The 16,276-nt window shown below is 35.0% G+C and carries 16 protein-coding genes, 1 other RNA gene and 1 pseudogene; 12 read left to right on the forward strand and 6 right to left on the reverse strand.

All coding sequences use genetic code 11. The features are described from left to right. Nucleotides 1–3: 3 nt before the first annotated feature. The 4 genes from R3E91_05790 to R3E91_05805 all read right to left on the reverse strand — a co-directional run bounded on the left by R3E91_05790 (nucleotide 4) and on the right by R3E91_05805 (nucleotide 2,272). Nucleotides 4–711, reverse strand: a complete 708-nt coding sequence (locus R3E91_05790; protein MEZ5315698.1) for an outer membrane beta-barrel protein — start codon at nucleotides 709–711, stop codon at nucleotides 4–6. A gap of 456 nt (nucleotides 712–1,167) precedes the next feature. After that, nucleotides 1,168–1,622: a transfer-messenger RNA gene (gene ssrA, locus R3E91_05795) on the reverse strand. A gap of 31 nt (nucleotides 1,623–1,653) precedes the next feature. Further along, on the reverse strand, nucleotides 1,654–2,067 hold the full coding sequence (locus R3E91_05800) for a FliM/FliN family flagellar motor switch protein (GenBank protein MEZ5315699.1): 414 nt from the start codon (nucleotides 2,065–2,067) through the stop codon (nucleotides 1,654–1,656). After that, on the reverse strand, nucleotides 2,048–2,272 hold the full coding sequence (locus tag R3E91_05805) for a FliM/FliN family flagellar motor C-terminal domain-containing protein (protein MEZ5315700.1): 225 nt from the start codon (nucleotides 2,270–2,272) through the stop codon (nucleotides 2,048–2,050). Before R3E91_05805 ends, R3E91_05800 begins: the two co-directional genes overlap by 20 nt. Nucleotides 2,273–2,511: 239 nt before the next feature. On the opposite strand from R3E91_05805, the gene ileS reads away from it, so the two are divergent. Then, the gene (gene ileS / locus R3E91_05810; GenBank protein ID MEZ5315701.1) at nucleotides 2,512–5,613 is read left to right on the forward strand and encodes an isoleucine--tRNA ligase; all 3,102 of its coding nucleotides are present in this window, start codon (nucleotides 2,512–2,514) and stop codon (nucleotides 5,611–5,613) included. Between the two features lie 47 nt (nucleotides 5,614–5,660). Here the strand turns inward: ileS and lepB are convergent, their stop codons facing one another. Both lepB and R3E91_05820 read right to left on the reverse strand, forming a co-directional pair. Next, nucleotides 5,661–7,577 carry a signal peptidase I gene (lepB, locus tag R3E91_05815; protein ID MEZ5315702.1) on the reverse strand — a complete coding sequence of 639 codons (1,917 nt, stop codon included), beginning with the start codon at nucleotides 7,575–7,577 and terminating at the stop codon, nucleotides 5,661–5,663. Nucleotides 7,578–7,886: 309 nt separating this feature from the next. Continuing rightward, nucleotides 7,887–8,663: a hypothetical protein gene (locus R3E91_05820; GenBank protein MEZ5315703.1), complete on the reverse strand. Its 777-nt coding sequence runs from the start codon at nucleotides 8,661–8,663 to the stop codon at nucleotides 7,887–7,889. A gap of 90 nt (nucleotides 8,664–8,753) precedes the next feature. On the opposite strand from R3E91_05820, the gene R3E91_05825 reads away from it, so the two are divergent. The 11 genes and pseudogenes from R3E91_05825 to R3E91_05875 all read left to right on the forward strand — a co-directional run bounded on the left by R3E91_05825 (nucleotide 8,754) and on the right by R3E91_05875 (nucleotide 16,270). After that, complete coding sequence (locus R3E91_05825) at nucleotides 8,754–9,086, forward strand: type B 50S ribosomal protein L31 (protein MEZ5315704.1); 333 nt, start codon at nucleotides 8,754–8,756, stop codon at nucleotides 9,084–9,086. 6 nt (nucleotides 9,087–9,092) lie between these two features. Further along, nucleotides 9,093–10,157 (forward strand): peptide chain release factor 1, encoded by a 1,065-nt coding sequence (prfA, locus tag R3E91_05830; protein ID MEZ5315705.1) that lies wholly within the window; start codon nucleotides 9,093–9,095, stop codon nucleotides 10,155–10,157. Next, on the forward strand, nucleotides 10,154–10,966 hold the full coding sequence (prmC, locus tag R3E91_05835; protein MEZ5315706.1) for a peptide chain release factor N(5)-glutamine methyltransferase: 813 nt from the start codon (nucleotides 10,154–10,156) through the stop codon (nucleotides 10,964–10,966). The genes prfA and prmC overlap by 4 nt, the downstream gene beginning before the upstream one ends. 23 nt (nucleotides 10,967–10,989) lie before the next feature. Beyond that, a complete protein-coding gene (gene ffh / locus R3E91_05840; GenBank protein ID MEZ5315707.1) occupies nucleotides 10,990–12,312 on the forward strand; it encodes a signal recognition particle protein in 1,323 nt (440 codons plus the stop codon). Then, nucleotides 12,303–12,644, forward strand: a complete 342-nt coding sequence (gene rpsP, locus R3E91_05845; GenBank protein ID MEZ5315708.1) for a 30S ribosomal protein S16 — start codon at nucleotides 12,303–12,305, stop codon at nucleotides 12,642–12,644. Before ffh ends, rpsP begins: the two co-directional genes overlap by 10 nt. An 8-nt stretch (nucleotides 12,645–12,652) precedes the next feature. Next, the gene (trmD, locus tag R3E91_05850) at nucleotides 12,653–13,324 is read left to right on the forward strand and encodes a tRNA (guanosine(37)-N1)-methyltransferase TrmD (GenBank protein ID MEZ5315709.1); all 672 of its coding nucleotides are present in this window, start codon (nucleotides 12,653–12,655) and stop codon (nucleotides 13,322–13,324) included. A gap of 36 nt (nucleotides 13,325–13,360) precedes the next feature. After that, nucleotides 13,361–13,717: pseudogene (gene rplS / locus R3E91_05855) on the forward strand (50S ribosomal protein L19). A 25-nt stretch (nucleotides 13,718–13,742) separates the two neighbouring features. After that, nucleotides 13,743–14,417, forward strand: coding sequence for a ribonuclease HII (locus tag R3E91_05860; protein MEZ5315710.1), 675 nt, complete (start codon nucleotides 13,743–13,745; stop codon nucleotides 14,415–14,417). Nucleotides 14,418–14,554: 137 nt separating this feature from the next. Further along, entirely contained in the window at nucleotides 14,555–15,463 is a 909-nt protein-coding gene (locus tag R3E91_05865) for a YicC/YloC family endoribonuclease (GenBank protein MEZ5315711.1), read from the forward strand. Then, on the forward strand, nucleotides 15,456–16,049 hold the full coding sequence (gmk, locus tag R3E91_05870) for a guanylate kinase (GenBank protein MEZ5315712.1): 594 nt from the start codon (nucleotides 15,456–15,458) through the stop codon (nucleotides 16,047–16,049). The genes R3E91_05865 and gmk overlap by 8 nt, the downstream gene beginning before the upstream one ends. Before the next feature lie 2 nt (nucleotides 16,050–16,051). Further along, nucleotides 16,052–16,270, forward strand: a complete 219-nt coding sequence (locus R3E91_05875; GenBank protein MEZ5315713.1) for a hypothetical protein — start codon at nucleotides 16,052–16,054, stop codon at nucleotides 16,268–16,270. Nucleotides 16,271–16,276: the final 6 nt, after the last annotated feature.

Raw genomic sequence — 16,276 nt, forward strand, 5'->3', positions numbered from 1 at the left:
ATATTAGAAGCATCCGCAAAAAAGATCTCCAAAGCGATAGTTCAATAACACACGTCCCATATAGATAGAGTTGCTATTTCCAATTTCCAATGGTGCTGCTCCTTCAATATTAGCAACTTTTTCGGAGAATTGCATAGACAACAAATCAATACCTATAGACCAGTTGCAGCCAAGAAGATACTCAGCTCCAATACCACCAACCCAACCCCAATGGCTACGATTGTATGTATAAGAAGCAGTTGAGTCTGTTATTTTACTATCAAGATCGATAACAGCTGCACCAGCTGTGAGGTAAAATAAGCAATCACAAACAGTGATTCCTGTTCGGCCACGGATTGTTAAGAACCAATTTAAAGTATCTTCCGCATAACGGCTATGTTCTTTACCATTCACCCAATCCCAGTCTACAATAAGACCAAATAGCCCGCATCCATAGTTCCAGTCGTATCCTAACTGAGCTCCTATTGTGAAATCAGTTTCAGAAAAACTACGAGATCCTCCGGTTGCATTTCCATTGAGATCATCTATAAAAGAAGTATTGGTTAAAACTCCAAGATTACCTCCAATGTAGAATCCATCAAAATCCGAGCCAGGTGAGGAATTGTTTGAAGGAGGGCAACAATCATTACCTCCATAATAATAATCTGCTGAGGCAACAGAACATGTTAACCCAGCAATCATGATTCCAAGTCCAAAAATCAGTTTTTTCATATGTTCTCCAGAAAAAGGTTAAAAAGGTTTACACTCGTTATCGCTAAAAAATCATTTCGCTGTCAACCACTTAATTTTTCAAGATAGGAAATTTAAGATATTTTAAGAAAATGAAAAATGTATTTCTAACCACTGCTGCTAAATCCTATAGAAAATTTTAGCCTAAATATTTTTGATCAATGAAACTGATTTTTTGATCTAACTCATAAACACTGTGAGATTAATTTACTAAATAAGTTTAAGAACATGGTCGAAATATTATTTAAAAAGGTGATCGCATGGATAAAATTTATTATCCATAACAGCTGAGCTAGATTTGATATTTTTTGAGCGGGAATTATTTTTATCGCCATCAAGATGTTGAGATGACAATGTGTAAAATAAAAGAGAAAAGATCGTTGGCCTTTTATTGGATCATTCAAGAGATAAAAAAGCTGAGATAAATCTCAGCTTTTAAAATGGAGGTGGAGAGAATCGAACTCTCGTCCTTAGCAAACTCCGTATTAGATCCTACATGCTTAGTGCTCAATTCATAGATTAGCTCCTAATTTGAACACATTCATAGAACTAATCGGCCTCATTTCATCTCGAGAATTCTTACCTAGAAGCCTTCGATAAAAAATCTCATATCGAGTAATATGACAGTTGTTTTGAAACCCTCGATTTAACTTCAAACAACCGGGTTATCTAAACGGTTAAGTTTCGACAACAACTAAGCAAATTTAAGCTGCAGCAGCAAATTCCACCACTTCTTTTGTACAAAGAAAAAGCGGATGACTACTGATAGACTCAACTTTGCTATTAGCCTTAGATTTGGCATTTAACGTTTTTACCGGTTTTTTTAGGAGGCCAACCGATATCCTCCGCATGCATCTAATATTTTGCTTCTAAGTCGAAACCTTTACACCCCCTATAGATACATTTTCATTTTGCCTTTTCAAATTACAATTGTCCAATAAAATTCACAATTTTTACTCCAAATTGTCCATCTACAGCTACGACTTCTCCTCGTCCAATTTGGATCCCATTGATGTGAATTTCAACAAGATCATCGCATAAGTCATCCAAAGGAAGTAGAGAGCCTTCTTCGATAGCTGCTAGCTCTTTAAGAGAGATTTTTTTTCTACCAAATACTACCTCAATATTAACCTTGAGTTTATCAAAATGCGCCTTTTCCCGGTCTGATAAGAAAGAAAGAGGAGCTATCTTTTCTCCATCAATTGGATTAAAGATAACTTTAGATATAGCACCGTAGTTCCCTGGAGAGAGTAGGGGAATTTTATCTCCCTCTTTCGGAGGTTTTTCAGAGATGGCTTTGACAATTCCTTCAATCTCATCAGGTGTGAATTCGTTCATTAATTCTTACCGCTTTTTGTGTTTCACTTAAGCCTGGTCGCCCTTTAAAGAAAGACTCATCGCTAACTTTAACTATTAGAGAGTCTTCAACTCTTTGATCTATAAGCAAGATATCTCCTTTTCGCAAAGCGAGATAATTTTCAATAGGCATTTCACATTTTCCAATGATCACAAGCAGATCGATCAACAGCTCTTCAATCTTCATAAAATTTACTATATTTTAGCTGATCTAAAAAGTCTATTGTGATTAAAAATTTTTATAAATATCTTACTCAGATTTTATGGGTATGAATTGAGTCTTTACTTTTTACTAGGAATAGAGTTAGGTAGCAAGAAGAGGTTAAAAAGGATAGAATGGTTATTTAGAAAAATGGTCTCTAGACTTAAAGATCAAAAAACAGCATGATTCTAAAGTTTTAAAGCCCCCAATCAATATCTGTAATTATGTTTAAAGAGATCGCAAATGAAACATTTGCTTCAAGAGAAGAGCGTATTCTAGAATTTTGGAAAAAAGGAGCTATCTTTGAAAAGTCTCTTGAAAAATCTAAAAAAGGGCCTTTTTTTTCATTTTATGACGGTCCACCATTTGCTACAGGGTTACCTCACTATGGCCATATTCTTGCAGGAACCATTAAAGATGTGATTCCTCGTTATAAAACCATGAAGGGCTATTATGTCCCTCGTCGTTTTGGGTGGGATTGTCATGGATTGCCTGTAGAAAATGAAATTGAAAAAATGTTCTGTCTATCAGGAGCTCCTTCGATTGAAAAATTTGGAATTAATAGATTCAATGAAGAGTGTCGTAAGATTGTTTTACGTTATACTGCAGACTGGGAATCAAAAGTTGAGCGATTTGGGCGTTGGGTAGATTTTTCTAAAACATGGAAGACAATGGATCCTCCATTCATGGAGAGTGTTTGGTGGGTATTTAAAGAAGCTTACCAAAAAGGTTTGATTTATGAAGGTTTTAAGGTCATGCCTTTTTCAGCTAAGCTTGGTACACCTATATCAAATTTTGAAGCAACTGATAACTATAAAGAAGTAGATGACCCTTCTATTGTTGTTACTTTGCCACTGATTGATGATCCTAAAACTGCTCTTCTGGTATGGACAACAACTCCATGGACACTAATCTCAAACATGGCTGCTACTGTATCTGAAGATAGTGAATATGTAAAAGTCGTTCATGAAGAAAAATTCTATATCGTTGCTAAAAAAGCTGTCGATAGATGGTTTAAGAATATCAAAATTATTGCCTCTTTTAAGGGAAAAGAATTAGTCAATCAGCGTTATCAACCCCTTTTTCCCTATTTTTCTCATTTAAAAACAGCATTTCATGTGATTGCGGATGATTTTGTTTCTATGGAAGAAGGAACAGGGATTGTCCATACAGCTCCTGCTTTTGGAGAAGTTGATTTCTATGCTTGTAAGAAAGCAAATATTCCCTTTGTTTGTCCAGTTGACAATAATGGCTGTTTTACTGATGAAATTCCTCCTTATCAGGGCTTGTTTGTTAAAGCAGCAGATCATAAAATCATTCATGCTTTGAAAGCATCTGGACGTCTTTTTTATCGTGGTACAATTCGTCACCGTTATCCTTTTTGTTGGCGATCTGATACTCCGCTTATCTATAAAGCGATTACTACTTGGTTTCTTAATGTTGAGAAAATTAAAAATCAATTACTTACTGCAAATAAAAGCACCCATTGGGTACCAAATCACCTCCAAGAAGGAAGATTTCAACATTGGCTTGAAGGAGCACGTGACTGGGCTATTAGTCGCAATCGCTACTGGGGAACTCCAATTCCAATTTGGAGAAGTGAAGATGGAGAGATTCATGTAATTGGTAGTATTTCTGAACTTGAAAAATTGACTGGGGAAAAAGTTCATGATCTTCATCGTCACTATATTGATGGATTGACTTTTGAGAAAAATGGTAAAATTTTTAAGCGAATTTTTGAAGTATTTGATTGTTGGTTTGAATCAGGGTCAATGCCTTATGCTCAGAATCATTATCCATTTGATAATAAGAGAGAGACAGAAACAGCATTTCCTGCAGATTTTATTGCTGAAGGAGTGGATCAAACACGTGCCTGGTTTTATACTCTACTTGTTATCGGAGTCGCTCTTTTTGATACCTCACCTTACAAGAATGTCATTGCAAATGGTATTTTGCTTGCTGAAGATGGCAATAAAATGTCTAAACGTCTTAAAAATTATCCTGAACCCGATTTAGTTATTCATAAATATGGAGCTGATGCGGTTCGTCTCTATTTACTTAATAGTCCTGCAGTGAAAGCAGATGATTTACGTTTTTCTGAAAGAGGAGTTGAGGTTGTTTTAAGACAAGTGCTGATTCCTCTGTGGCATGCACATGCTTTTTTTATCACCTATGCTAAGATTTATGCATGGTCTCCTAATATTAGTGGTTTTAAACCAGAAATGATCATTGATCAGTGGATTATTGCACAGCTTAACAAACTCATTTTTGATGTGCAGTATGGAATGGATCTTTATGATTTGAGTTTAGCTGTTGAGCCTTTTGTTCATTTTATTCATCTTTTAACCAATTGGTATATTCGTCGTAGTCGCCGTCGTTTTTGGTCTGATGAAAAAAAATCTGATCAAAATCAAGCGTTCCATACTTTGTATTGTGTTTTAGTTGAATTATGTAAAATTGCAGCACCTTTTATTCCTTTTTTGAGTGAAGCTATATATAGAAATATTCGTACTGATAGTATGCCAGATTCAGTCCACTTATGTGACTATCCCAATTATGATTGTGAGGCTAGAAAACCTGAGTTAGAAGCCGGAATGGATATTCTTCAGACAGTAGTAAGTTTAGGACATTCTTTAAGGAAAGAACATAAATTGAAAGTACGTCAACCTCTTCTATCTGCTCATGTTGTATGTAATCAAGAGAAACTACTGCAATTTCTTCAAAGAGAGGAGTATTTGATTACTGAAGAGCTTAATGTAAAAAAAGTTTATTTCTATAGGGAAAATCAAGATTTCATCAGACTTTCTGTTAAACCAAATTTCCGTGTTCTTGGAAAAAAAATTGGAAAACATATGAAAGCAGCTCAGCTTTTAATTCAAAAACTTGAACAAGAAAAAATCCATGCTCTTTTAAATGGGGAAGCTATCAACTTTACATTTGGTGATGAATCTTTTTTAATTACAGCTGAAGATGTGGAAATTGTTCAAGAGGTGCGTCAAGGATGGGTCGCCATGAATTCGGGGAATGTCACGATAGTACTTGATATTGGGCTTACCCAAGAATTAATCCTCGAAGGAATCGCTCGTGAATTGATTAATAAAATCAATACAATGCGACGCGAGGCAAATTTTGCTGTAACCGATCGTATTTGTGTTCGAATGAAGTCTTCAGAAAAAATCCAACAAGCTCTTGTTATTCACAAAAATCATATTTGTAGTGAAGTATTGGCTATTGAAATGACTTGTGATAGTTGTCTCGACGGCACTCATTGGGACATTAATGGAGAATCTACTGAAATTTCTATCAAAAGAGCATCAAGCTCTTGAAAATGAGATTTCTATATTTTGATCGATAATTTATAATAATTAAAAATTCAATCTTTTTTATCAAACAAAGATCTTTTATTTGTTTTTCTTATGTAAAAGATGTAGTAGAAAGAACCAATAATAATAAAAAATAAGATAACCATTTTGGGGATAGTAAATAAATCGTAATAAGGTTGTGGAAGTAAACCAATACGTTTTCCAGGTGGCCAAAATGTAAATAGTGGAGCTCCTCTTAATTTTTCAGTAGGAACAAATCCAAAATCACGGCTATCTGCGCTCATTGCATAGTTATCTCCTAGTGCTAGTAAATGATGATCAGGTATTTTTAAACCAAATGTTTCAATAAATTTTCTGTCAATCACTCCATCTTTTATTGGCGGACCACGATCAATGAATGCAATGTAAGGAGATTCACATAGTGAGGCTTCTTCTTTTTCTTGTTCGCTGGTTACAAAACGCATCAAGACAGGATCATGTTTTTTAAAGACGGGCATCCCCATTAAATAGAGATCACCATCTCGATAAAAAGCAAATCTTTGTGGATTATAAGGTTGTTGTGAAGCTACTGGTTCAAAAATCATATTAAATCCAATGCCTAGGTTAAAAAGCTTTCGTATAGTATCAGGATCTTGATTATATAAAGGGTGGTTAGAAGGAAGAGCTGTTCGAATTCCTCCTTTATGAATTTTGTAGCCTAATCCATAATAAAATTCGTAAAGACCGTCTGGCACATTCGGAAATTTAGGATCAAATTCAAGAGGTTGTCGAATGTTTTTTTGTTCATGGTAACGATAAGCATGACCGCTTTTAACATAAAAACGTGCTGTGAACAAAGCTTTTTGAATAGCATCAAGATGAGTTTGGTATAAAGGAATTAAAGCTGTCATAGGAGTAACCATTGGATGGATGCGTCCCAATTCATCTTGTCTCATTTCAGGTTTAGGGTAGGCGAAGTTAGGTGTATGCTTAAGCTCTAAATAAAGGATTGTTTCCGGATCATGGGAAAATTGTTCATAAAATGCTTTTGCTTGTTCTTTAGTCAAAAGACGAGCCATGGCATAATTACGAATGCCCCACATTTCACTATAGCTGACAGGTGTATCATGAGGAGAAGTTAATGCTTCGGGTCTATCTAAAACCCATTTTTTTCCATCATAAAAATACCCTTCAATTTTCCCTGTTGGTTTGAGTGACATTTTTCCAATAGATTGATTCATTTGTTTAATTTCAACAGATTCATAGATATTAGGATAAATTGGTTGACTCACAGACATTTTTCCATCAAAAGTAATATAGGGGAGATGATCGATCAAATCGATGCCATATCTCTTTAAAAATAGAGGATCTGATAATTCAGTAATTGGCTCACCATTTTTATCAATTCCATAAAGATATCCTCCATAAAAATATACTGTATCCCCAGGTTTGCTCATAGCGCGCTTCACATATCTTTTTTTCCCCGGAAAGAGGTAAAAATAGCGCATGTTGCTATCAGGAAGATTCATACCAGCAACAGTAAAAACGATGATTCCAGCTCTTTTGATGAGATCATTAGAGTAAAAAAGTGAGCGTTGTAAGAATGGAATTTTCAATCCAAATGTAGTTTTTGAAACAATCATCCGATCTAGTTCTTCAATAGTTGGACGCATCGATCCAGTAGGGACTTCATACAACTCAAACCAAAATTGACGAATTAAAAAAGCGACGATAATTGCAAAGCCAAGAGCAGCTACGATTTCTTTGATTTTTTCGAATAAAGATTTAGGAAAATGGATTTTAATGAACTTTGTTATTTGTAATGCAAGTTTATTTGCTTCTTTTCTTTTCTTATTTAAGATAGCCGAATCTAGAGCACGTAGATCCTTTTCAAATGCAGAGTATTCCTGTGTAGTAAGAGAATGGCCTTTTTTTTTAAAAAGACAAAATCCATTACATAAAATTCGACGACATTTTCGTAAAAACATAAAATGATAATTGATAGTGTGAGCTGTGAAGTGATTTCATATCCTAAATTTTTACTAGGATAGCTTGATTCGAGCTCGCTTTACAAAATCAAACAAAAATAAATTCTAATCTATCATTCGATTGGAAACAATATCAAAAATCAATGTAAATTTCTTTTTTTTTCTGTGAATGAGAATGTGGAAAAACTGTTGATATCTTGTTAACAAAAGTATTTTTTCTATATTTTCTTATTATAAGTGTTTAAAATATTAAAAGTTAAAAAAAATAGAATGTAGACAAATTTGTTCACAAGTGATTTTTGAAAAATTCTAAGAGAGAGAATAGTTCTTCTCTATGTTGAGAAATGAGAAGATATGAGCTTCAGAAGGTATATTTTTAGGGGATTTTGCTGATTTACCAGAATCAACTACACGTAATCTCATAGAACCAACCTTTCCCTCGATTCCTATCCAATAGGGGAAATAAGTAGGATAATCAGGAACAGTATTTGTATCAATATCCTCTGGTAAATAAATTTCAATACATTTATTGGCAAGGTGAGTACCGTCAGAAGGCCAATAGGCATGCCAAGCAGTGAATGGAATACAAATGCGCTGACCTTCAATGGTTAAAAAGGGATGCCAAATTGAACTATAATTGGACTTATTATGAGATGAAGAAGAGCCAATTCGGCGACGATTTTCCTCAGGAATTAAATTAAAAGGTAGATTCAAAAGTGTAGTTAGAAAGGAGTTAGAATCCGAAATTTGTATCCAGCTATTATGATTAAAAGAAAAAATGCCTTCAAATTGCCCATTATCGAGATTAACATAAGAAATTGTCCAAGAAGTATGTCCTGGAGCGCCATTTTCAAACCATACTTTCCAGTTAAATTTATAGATATCACGTCTGGCAGGAATTGTAACTTCTTCAATTAAAATCGTTCGATCAAATTTCTCACGGATGTAAAAAAGAGTGAAATTTTTATTTTGTTCAGTGACTATATAACTACCTATATCAGCTTCAACAAGTTTGTTTTTTAAAAAAATTTCACCTGAGAGGAAATTGCCCCCTAAAAAATAAAGAATCAATAACCATTTTCTCATTTTACCCTCACAAATCTACGATTTCGCTTGTCTTTTTTCAATTTACAGAGTAAGTTTAGCTCCTTCAATGACTATTTTTGGAGCTCATGCATGAAAAAAGACATCCATCCAGATTATCAAGATATCCTTTTTATTGATACCTCAACAGGAACTAAGTTCATTTGTGGTTCTACTCTTCAACCTAAAGAAAGAGAGATCTTTGAAGGAAAAGAATATCCGCTTTATCACATTACGGTTTCTTCTGCTTCTCATCCATTCTTTACTGGTAGCAAACAATTTATTGATACAGAAGGGCGTGTGGATAAGTTTTTGAAGCGTTATTCAAAAAAACAAGAGTTAGGACAAAAACAAGCAGCAGAACAAGAGGAGAAAAAGAAAAAAGCCTCTGAAAAAAAACCTGTTAAAAAGAAAAAAAAGAAGTAGTTTTCCTTGGAGAAAAAAATTTCTGAAAGTTTAGAACGTTTATCTAAGATAGAAGATAAGCTGTCGGATCCTGAAGTTTTTAACAATTCTAAAATTTATCGTGAACTCACTCAAGAGTATTCCTATCTCTTAAATATTAAAAATACTGTTGATGAGATTGCTACATTAACGAAAACTCTAGAGGAAAATAGAGAGTTCTATGATCTTGAACAAGACGAAGAGATGCGCACTCTTTTAAAAGAGGAGATTCAGCAATTTGAAATTCGCATCAATTCTCTGAATATTAAGCTTGAAAATCTTTTAGTTCCTCCTGATCCTGACGATGATCGTAGTATAATACTAGAGTTACGTGCAGGAACGGGAGGCGATGAGGCAGCGCTTTTTGTAGGAAACTGTGTGAGAATGTATCACTTGTATGCTGAAGATAAAGGATGGCATTATGAATCCTTAGGATGTGCTCCATCAGAATTAGGAGGGTATAAGGAATATATTATGGTGATATCGGGTACTAAAACAAAACGATGTCTCCAATATGAAGCTGGTACTCATCGAGTGCAGCGTGTTCCTGATACAGAATCCCAAGGACGTGTTCATACTTCTGCAATTACTATTGCTGTTATGCTAGAACCAACGAAAGAAGAAGAGTTTAAAATAGAAGAGAAAGATCTTCGTATTGATACTTATCGTGCATCTGGGAGTGGTGGACAACATGTGAATACAACTGATTCTGCTGTGCGAATTACTCATCTTCCAACAGGGATGGTTGCCTATTGCCAAGATGAGCGCAGTCAGCACAAAAATAAAGACAAAGCTCTTCGTTTACTCATTGCAAAACTAGCTGATGCAAAAAAACAACAACGTCTCGATGAAGAGAGTTCTTTGCGTGCATCCCAAGTAGGAAGTGGGGATCGTTCTGAGAGAATTCGTACTTATAATTTTCCTCAAAATCGTGTCACTGATCATCGTATCAATCTTACACTCTATAATCTAGATAGAGTCATGGAAGGAGAACTGGATATGCTGACTATACCGCTTATCAAGTACTATTATCATCAAAGGCTTTTATCTTGAAGACGCTTCTTGAGGTCATTCAATATGCAGAGTTTTTTTTAAGACATAGAGGAATAGATAATTCTCGTCGAGAAGCTGAATATCTTCTGGCAGATCTTTTAGGATTACCACTGATTGATCTTTATTTAGAATTTGAAAATCCTATTCGGGAAATTGAAATCAAAAAAATCTTGAGTGCTGTTATTCGCCGAGGGAATCATGAACCATCTGCTTATATCCTTGGTAAGGTCTCTTTTTGTGACATTACGATTAAAGTCAATTCTAATGTACTTATTCCACGTCAGGAAACGGAAATTTTAGTAAATAAAATTATTGAAAAACTTAAAAAATACGATCTTACAGGGAAGACTTTATGGGATATGTGCTGCGGATCGGGTTGTATTGGCCACGCTTTAAAAAAGAAGTTTCCTCTTTTAAATGTTGTTTTATCCGATCTATCTGAAAAGGCTCTTGATGTTGCACGTCAAAACGGAGGGGATGTCTCCTTTAGACAGGGAAACTTATTTGATCCCTTTAGAGGAGAGGTGTGTGATTTTTTTGTATGTAATCCTCCATATGTTGATGAACATGAATATGAAGAGCTATCACTAGAGGTAAAAACTGAACCTAAGATGGCTCTTGTTGGAGGATTATCTTTTTATAAAGCGATTTCTAGATCTCTTTTTGATTTCCTTAAGCCAGGTGGAATGGCATGGTTAGAAATAGGAACTGGTCAAGGAGATAGCGTTAAAAAACTATTTAATAATCAAGGAAAGGTTGAAAATGATTGGGCAGGACATAACCGTTTCTTTTCCCTTGAAAGAGATTAATTTGCTCATGTATGCTTATTTTCATGTTTGGATCTTTAACTGATAAATTCACCGGTATTTTTTCAAAACTTGTGGGTCAGAAACGACTCAATGAGGAAAATTTATCTAATGCGGTAAGAGAAGTCCGTTTAGCACTTTTAGAGGCTGATGTAAACTATAGTGTTGCTAAAAACTTTGTGAAACGCATTAAAGAGAAAGTCATTGGTGAAGAGGTGATTAAATCGGTTTCACCCGGCCAGCAGTTTGTTAAATTGATTCATGATGAACTTGTTTTACTTATGGGTGGCGGAGAAGCTTCTTTAGCATTTGATTCAAAACTAACTGTTTTAATGCTTTGTGGTCTTCAGGGAACAGGTAAAACCACACATGCTGCTAAACTAGCTTTCCTATTTTCAAAGCCAGAGTATAAAAAGAAACCTCTTCTTGTTGCCTGTGATTTACAACGCCCAGCAGCTATTGAGCAGATTCAGATTCTTGGTAGTGAAATTGGTGTTCCTGTTTTTTCAATTGAGGGAGAAAAAAACCCTGTTGTAGTCGCTAAAAAGGCTCTTGTTATGGCAAGAGAACAAGGATATGATTGTCTGATTATTGACACAGCTGGACGGCTCCATATTGATAGCTCGTTAATGAAAGAGCTTAAAGAGATCAAAACAGCAGTCAATCCACATGAAGTTTTGTTTATTGCAAATGCAGCTACAGGTCAAGATGCTGTAGATCATGCTGATGTTTTTAATAAGGAATTATCTATCACTGGGACTATTCTGACAATGTTAGATGGAGATGCCCGTGCAGGTGCAGCTATTTCTATTCAAGCAATCACAGGTAAACCTTTAAAATTCGAAGGGATTGGAGAAAAGCTCGAGGATATTCAGCTTTTCAATGCTAAATCAATGGCTGATAGGATCCTTGGTATGGGGGACACAATTAATTTCGTAAAAAAAGCAAAAGAGCATATTTCTGATAGGGAAGCAGAGGAATTAGAAAAGAAAATGCGTAAGGCTAGTTTTACCTATGAAGATTATCTTAAGCAGATACAGTCGGTTAAGAAGATGGGTTCGTTAAAAGGATTACTTAAAATGATGCCTCGCTTGCCTTTTTCTGATTTTGAACAATCAGAAAAAGAGTTTTTTAAAATTGAAGCTATCATCTTTTCAATGACAATTCGTGAGCGTCAAGAAAAAGATCAATTAACTATGAGTCGTATGAAGCGTATTGCAAAAGGAAGTGCATCAACAATTCAAGAAATTAATAAGCTCAAAAAGAGTTTTAAGAGGTCAAAGCAATTATTCAAAAGTACCTCAAATAAGAAGATGTTAGAAAAAATAGGAGGTATGCAATGGCATTAAAAATTCGATTACGTCAACAAGGAAGGAAAAATTTCCTTGTCTATCGTTTGGTATTAAGTGATTCTCGTTCTCCACGTGATGGAAAATACACTGAATTTTTAGGATGGTATAATCCTCATGAAGAAACAGAAACAAAAAATGTGATGATTAAAAGTGGACGTGTTCTCTATTGGTTACAAAAAGGAGCGATTCTCACAGACAAGGCAAAGAATCTTGTTGCACGTGGTGCTCCTGAAGTATTCAATGAAATGCGTAGAAGGGAAGAAGAAAAGCGTATAAAAAAGAGACAACAACGCAAAGTGGTTCGTAGTCAAAAAGTGAGTCCTGCCTAAAAGGCTTTATGGATGTTGAGATTATCTCTCTCTTTCGGAAGTATTTTTTAGGGCCTTTTAATGAAAGTATTTTGAAAAGGGCTAGAGAAAGAAAGTTTCTAAATATTCGCTATACCCAATTACGAGATTTTGCTTTTGATAAGCATCATAGAGTTGACGATCGTCCCTATGGAGGAGGACCTGGAATGGTTTTAAAGGCTGAGCCAGCGAGTCGTGCTATTCGTCATGTTAGGAGGGAAGATTCATATGTTATTTATCTTTCCCCTCAAGGAAAGACTCTGAATGCATCAAAATGCCGCCAACTTGCAGAAAAATCTCACTTAATTTTGCTTTGTGGTCATTATGAAGGGATAGATGAAAGGATAATAGTTAAGGAAGTTGATGAAGAGATTAGCATTGGCGATTATGTGCTGACTAATGGGGCACTTGCAGCCATTGTATTGCTTGATGCAGTTTCTCGATTTATTCCTGGTGTTTTAGGAAATAAAGAGGCAGCTAAGGAAGACTCTTTTGAAAAAGGCATTTTCGATTGTCCGCATTACACAAGGCCGGAGGTTTTTGAAGGATTAACAGTGCCAAAGGTTCTTTTGACGGGGAATCACATGGAGATTGCTGCCAAGAGGAAAGAATGGGCTATTGCTAAAACAAAAAGTATTCGTCCAGATCTTTTTGAAGGATGATAATTTAGGTGCAGAACAACTAAGGATGAGTGAACAATGAATACTTTGATTGAAGATTTAGAAAGTGAACAGTTGAAAAAAGATATTCCTGACTTCTCTATTGGGGATACTATTCGAGTTTCAACAAAAATTATTGAAGGAGAAAAAGAGCGTGTGCAAGCTTTTCAGGGGACCGTGATTGCTCGTAAAGGAGGTGGTATCTCTGAAACATTTTCTCTTCATCGGATTTCTTATGGTGAAGGAATGGAAAGAGTATTTTGTCTCCGTAGTCCTCGAATCGTAAAGATTGAAATCATTAAAAGAGGCCATGTCAGACGTGCCAAGCTCTATGATTTGCGGGGTAAGAAAGGTAAAGCAGCAAAAGTAAAAGAGAAATTTGGATTCCCTAAATCTTTATCAATAAATGAGAATCAAAATCGTGAAAGAGACAAAACAGAATCAGAAACTATTGGAATGCATACCAAAGATTGAGCAATCTCGTCTCTTATATCTGATAGAATTAGAACAGAAGATTCAAGCAAAAGGTTTTAGTCGAATTGCAGGAATTGATGAAGCAGGAAGAGGGCCTTTAGCTGGTCCTGTAGTTGCAGCAGCTACGGTTTTTAGAAAACAAGTATTTTTCTCAGGATTGAATGACAGTAAGCTTTTAACCCCTAGTAAACGTAAAGCTCTCTACCAAGACATCATTCAGCATCCTGATTTGGACTACGCAACTGGAATAGTCGAACCATTAGTTATAGATGAGATCAATATTTTACAAGCGACTTTATATGCTATGCGTAAGGCAGTTGAATCTCTTTCTGAACAGCCAGACTATCTCTTAATTGATGGGAATGTAAATTTACATATAGAAAATATTCAGTCTGAAGCTCTTATTAGAGGGGATCAACGATCTCAGTTAATTGCAGCTTCCTCTATTATTGCAAAAGAAACAAGAGATAAATTGATGATGGATTATCATCGGCTTTATCCTGAGTATGGCTTTGATCAGCATAAAGGATATGGAACGAAAAAACATTGTTTAGCTCTTGCAAAATACGGGCCTTCGCCTATTCATCGAAAGACGTTTCATCTAAAAAAAAAATATGATTGAAGTGCAATATTTCACTTCTAATATTTTTGAATAATAGATAAAGGTTTTAACCATCTATTTAACAAATTTTAAGATTTTATCTTAAAAAGAGTATTATTAATTGACAATTTAGCTGTTTTTCTAGATTCTTTTTGAGTATGTCAAACGCTTTCCAATTAAATAGCATGACGGCTTATGGACGTGGAACTTATTCCTCTGACTATGGGCGTTTATCTTTAGAAATTCAAAGCACGAATCATCGTTATCTTGAATTTCAGATGAATTTACCTCGTTTTTTTACCTTTTATGAGATTCCTTTACGGAAGAAAATCACCAATTATCTTGGAAGAGGTATGGTGAGAGTTCTAGTCAATTGGCAAGCTGATCCCCAAATACCTACTCAAGTGATTCCCAATCTATCTTTGTTAAGAAGTCTCAAAAGAGCTTGGGAAGAGGCTGCATATGAACTTGGATTAGAAGAAAAAATTGACTTGCATTTACTAGCTCATGAGAAACATTTTCTATCTTTTAAAGAGAAGCTTCCTCCAGAAGAGTTATTATATAAAGGATTAGAATCAAGTTTAGAGGAAGCTCTTGATATGCTTTTAGAGATGAGAAAAAAAGAAGGAGGCTTGCTGGCACAAGATCTCTATAAGCGTATGCAAAACATCGAAACATTAATAGAAACAATTGAGGAAGAGGCGCCTAAAAAGGTAAAAAACTATCATGATAAATTGATTAAACGAGTCGAAGAGTTTTTAACTGGGCAGACCGAAAATGAAGAGAGAATTCTTCGTGAGGTGGTTTTATTTGCTGAACGTATTGATATCTCAGAAGAAATTATACGATTTAAGAGTCATATGACTCAATTTCTTGAAGTCATTAAAACACCATTAGTGAAAAGAGATGAAACACGTGGTAAAACATTGGATTTTTTGATTCAAGAGCTCAATCGGGAGATCAATACTATTGGATCAAAATCGATGAATGTTGTTGTTAATAAGAGAGTCGTAGAAGTAAAAAGTGAATTAGAAAAAATTCGGGAGCAAACACAAAACATTGAGTAAAAATCTATTAGGAAATAGAAATCAAGGGATATTATTTGTGATTTCAGCTCCTGCTGGAACTGGAAAATCCACTCTTGTGGAAATGATTTTAAAAGAATTTCCAGATCAGATTGCTAAGAGTCGTTCATGTACCACTCGTGATCCGCGTCCTCAAGAAGTTTTAACACACCATTATGATTTTATTTCCATCACCGATTTTCATCAAAAAATAACTTCTGGAGAATTTCTTGAACAAGTCGAAGTCTTTGGGAATTACTATGGGACGCGAAAAGAAGAAGTAGCTGATCTTCAAGAACAGGGGAAACATGTTCTTTTAATTATTGATACTCAAGGAGCTATGCAGATTATGAAAAAAATTCCTGCGGTGTTTATTTTTATTGCTCCTCCTTCCTTTAAAGAACTTAGAAATCGTTTAGTCAAGCGATCTACAGAAAATGACCAAAAGATTCAAGAGCGTCTTTTATGGGCAAAACAAGAGATGCGTTTTGCTTGTTTTTATGATTATTATATTGTGAACGATGATCTAGAAGTTACCTATCAAATTCTACGCAGCATTCTTATTGCTGAAGAGCACAAAAGGAGATAATTATGTCACTAAAAAATACTTTAACTAATGAAACATTGAATCGAAAATTCAATAGTCCATTTTCTCTGGTTAATTATGCAATTTCATTTGCTAAAATGAGAATAGAAAAGGGGGAAGGAATTGAATCCAATTTAGCCAATGATGTGATAGAATTGATTGGAGCAAGTAAAGATCAGTTACTTGAATTAGATAGTGAAAAGAGTAAAATAGTTAAAGAATAAATGTTT

The organism is Chlamydiales bacterium, from assembly GCA_041395025.1.
Lineage (GTDB): Bacteria > Chlamydiota > Chlamydiia > Chlamydiales > JAAKFR01 > JAJACP01.

What these genes read in the sequence shown, in the direction of transcription:
- R3E91_05820 (MEZ5315703.1), bottom strand. Translation starts at nt 8,663, where the DNA reads ATGAGAAAATGGTTATTGATTCTTTATTTTTTAGGGGGCAATTTCCTC.
- R3E91_05875 (MEZ5315713.1), top strand. Translation starts at nt 16,052, where the DNA reads ATGTCACTAAAAAATACTTTAACTAATGAAACATTGAATCGAAAATTC.
- R3E91_05805 (MEZ5315700.1), bottom strand. Translation starts at nt 2,272, where the DNA reads ATGAAGATTGAAGAGCTGTTGATCGATCTGCTTGTGATCATTGGAAAA.
- lepB (MEZ5315702.1), bottom strand. Translation starts at nt 7,577, where the DNA reads ATGTTTTTACGAAAATGTCGTCGAATTTTATGTAATGGATTTTGTCTT.
- R3E91_05825 (MEZ5315704.1), top strand. Translation starts at nt 8,754, where the DNA reads ATGAAAAAAGACATCCATCCAGATTATCAAGATATCCTTTTTATTGAT.
- R3E91_05790 (MEZ5315698.1), bottom strand. Translation starts at nt 711, where the DNA reads ATGAAAAAACTGATTTTTGGACTTGGAATCATGATTGCTGGGTTAACA.
- ffh (MEZ5315707.1), top strand. Translation starts at nt 10,990, where the DNA reads ATGTTTGGATCTTTAACTGATAAATTCACCGGTATTTTTTCAAAACTT.
- trmD (MEZ5315709.1), top strand. Translation starts at nt 12,653, where the DNA reads ATGGATGTTGAGATTATCTCTCTCTTTCGGAAGTATTTTTTAGGGCCT.
- ileS (MEZ5315701.1), top strand. Translation starts at nt 2,512, where the DNA reads ATGTTTAAAGAGATCGCAAATGAAACATTTGCTTCAAGAGAAGAGCGT.
- rpsP (MEZ5315708.1), top strand. Translation starts at nt 12,303, where the DNA reads ATGGCATTAAAAATTCGATTACGTCAACAAGGAAGGAAAAATTTCCTT.
- R3E91_05865 (MEZ5315711.1), top strand. Translation starts at nt 14,555, where the DNA reads ATGTCAAACGCTTTCCAATTAAATAGCATGACGGCTTATGGACGTGGA.
- R3E91_05800 (MEZ5315699.1), bottom strand. Translation starts at nt 2,067, where the DNA reads ATGAACGAATTCACACCTGATGAGATTGAAGGAATTGTCAAAGCCATC.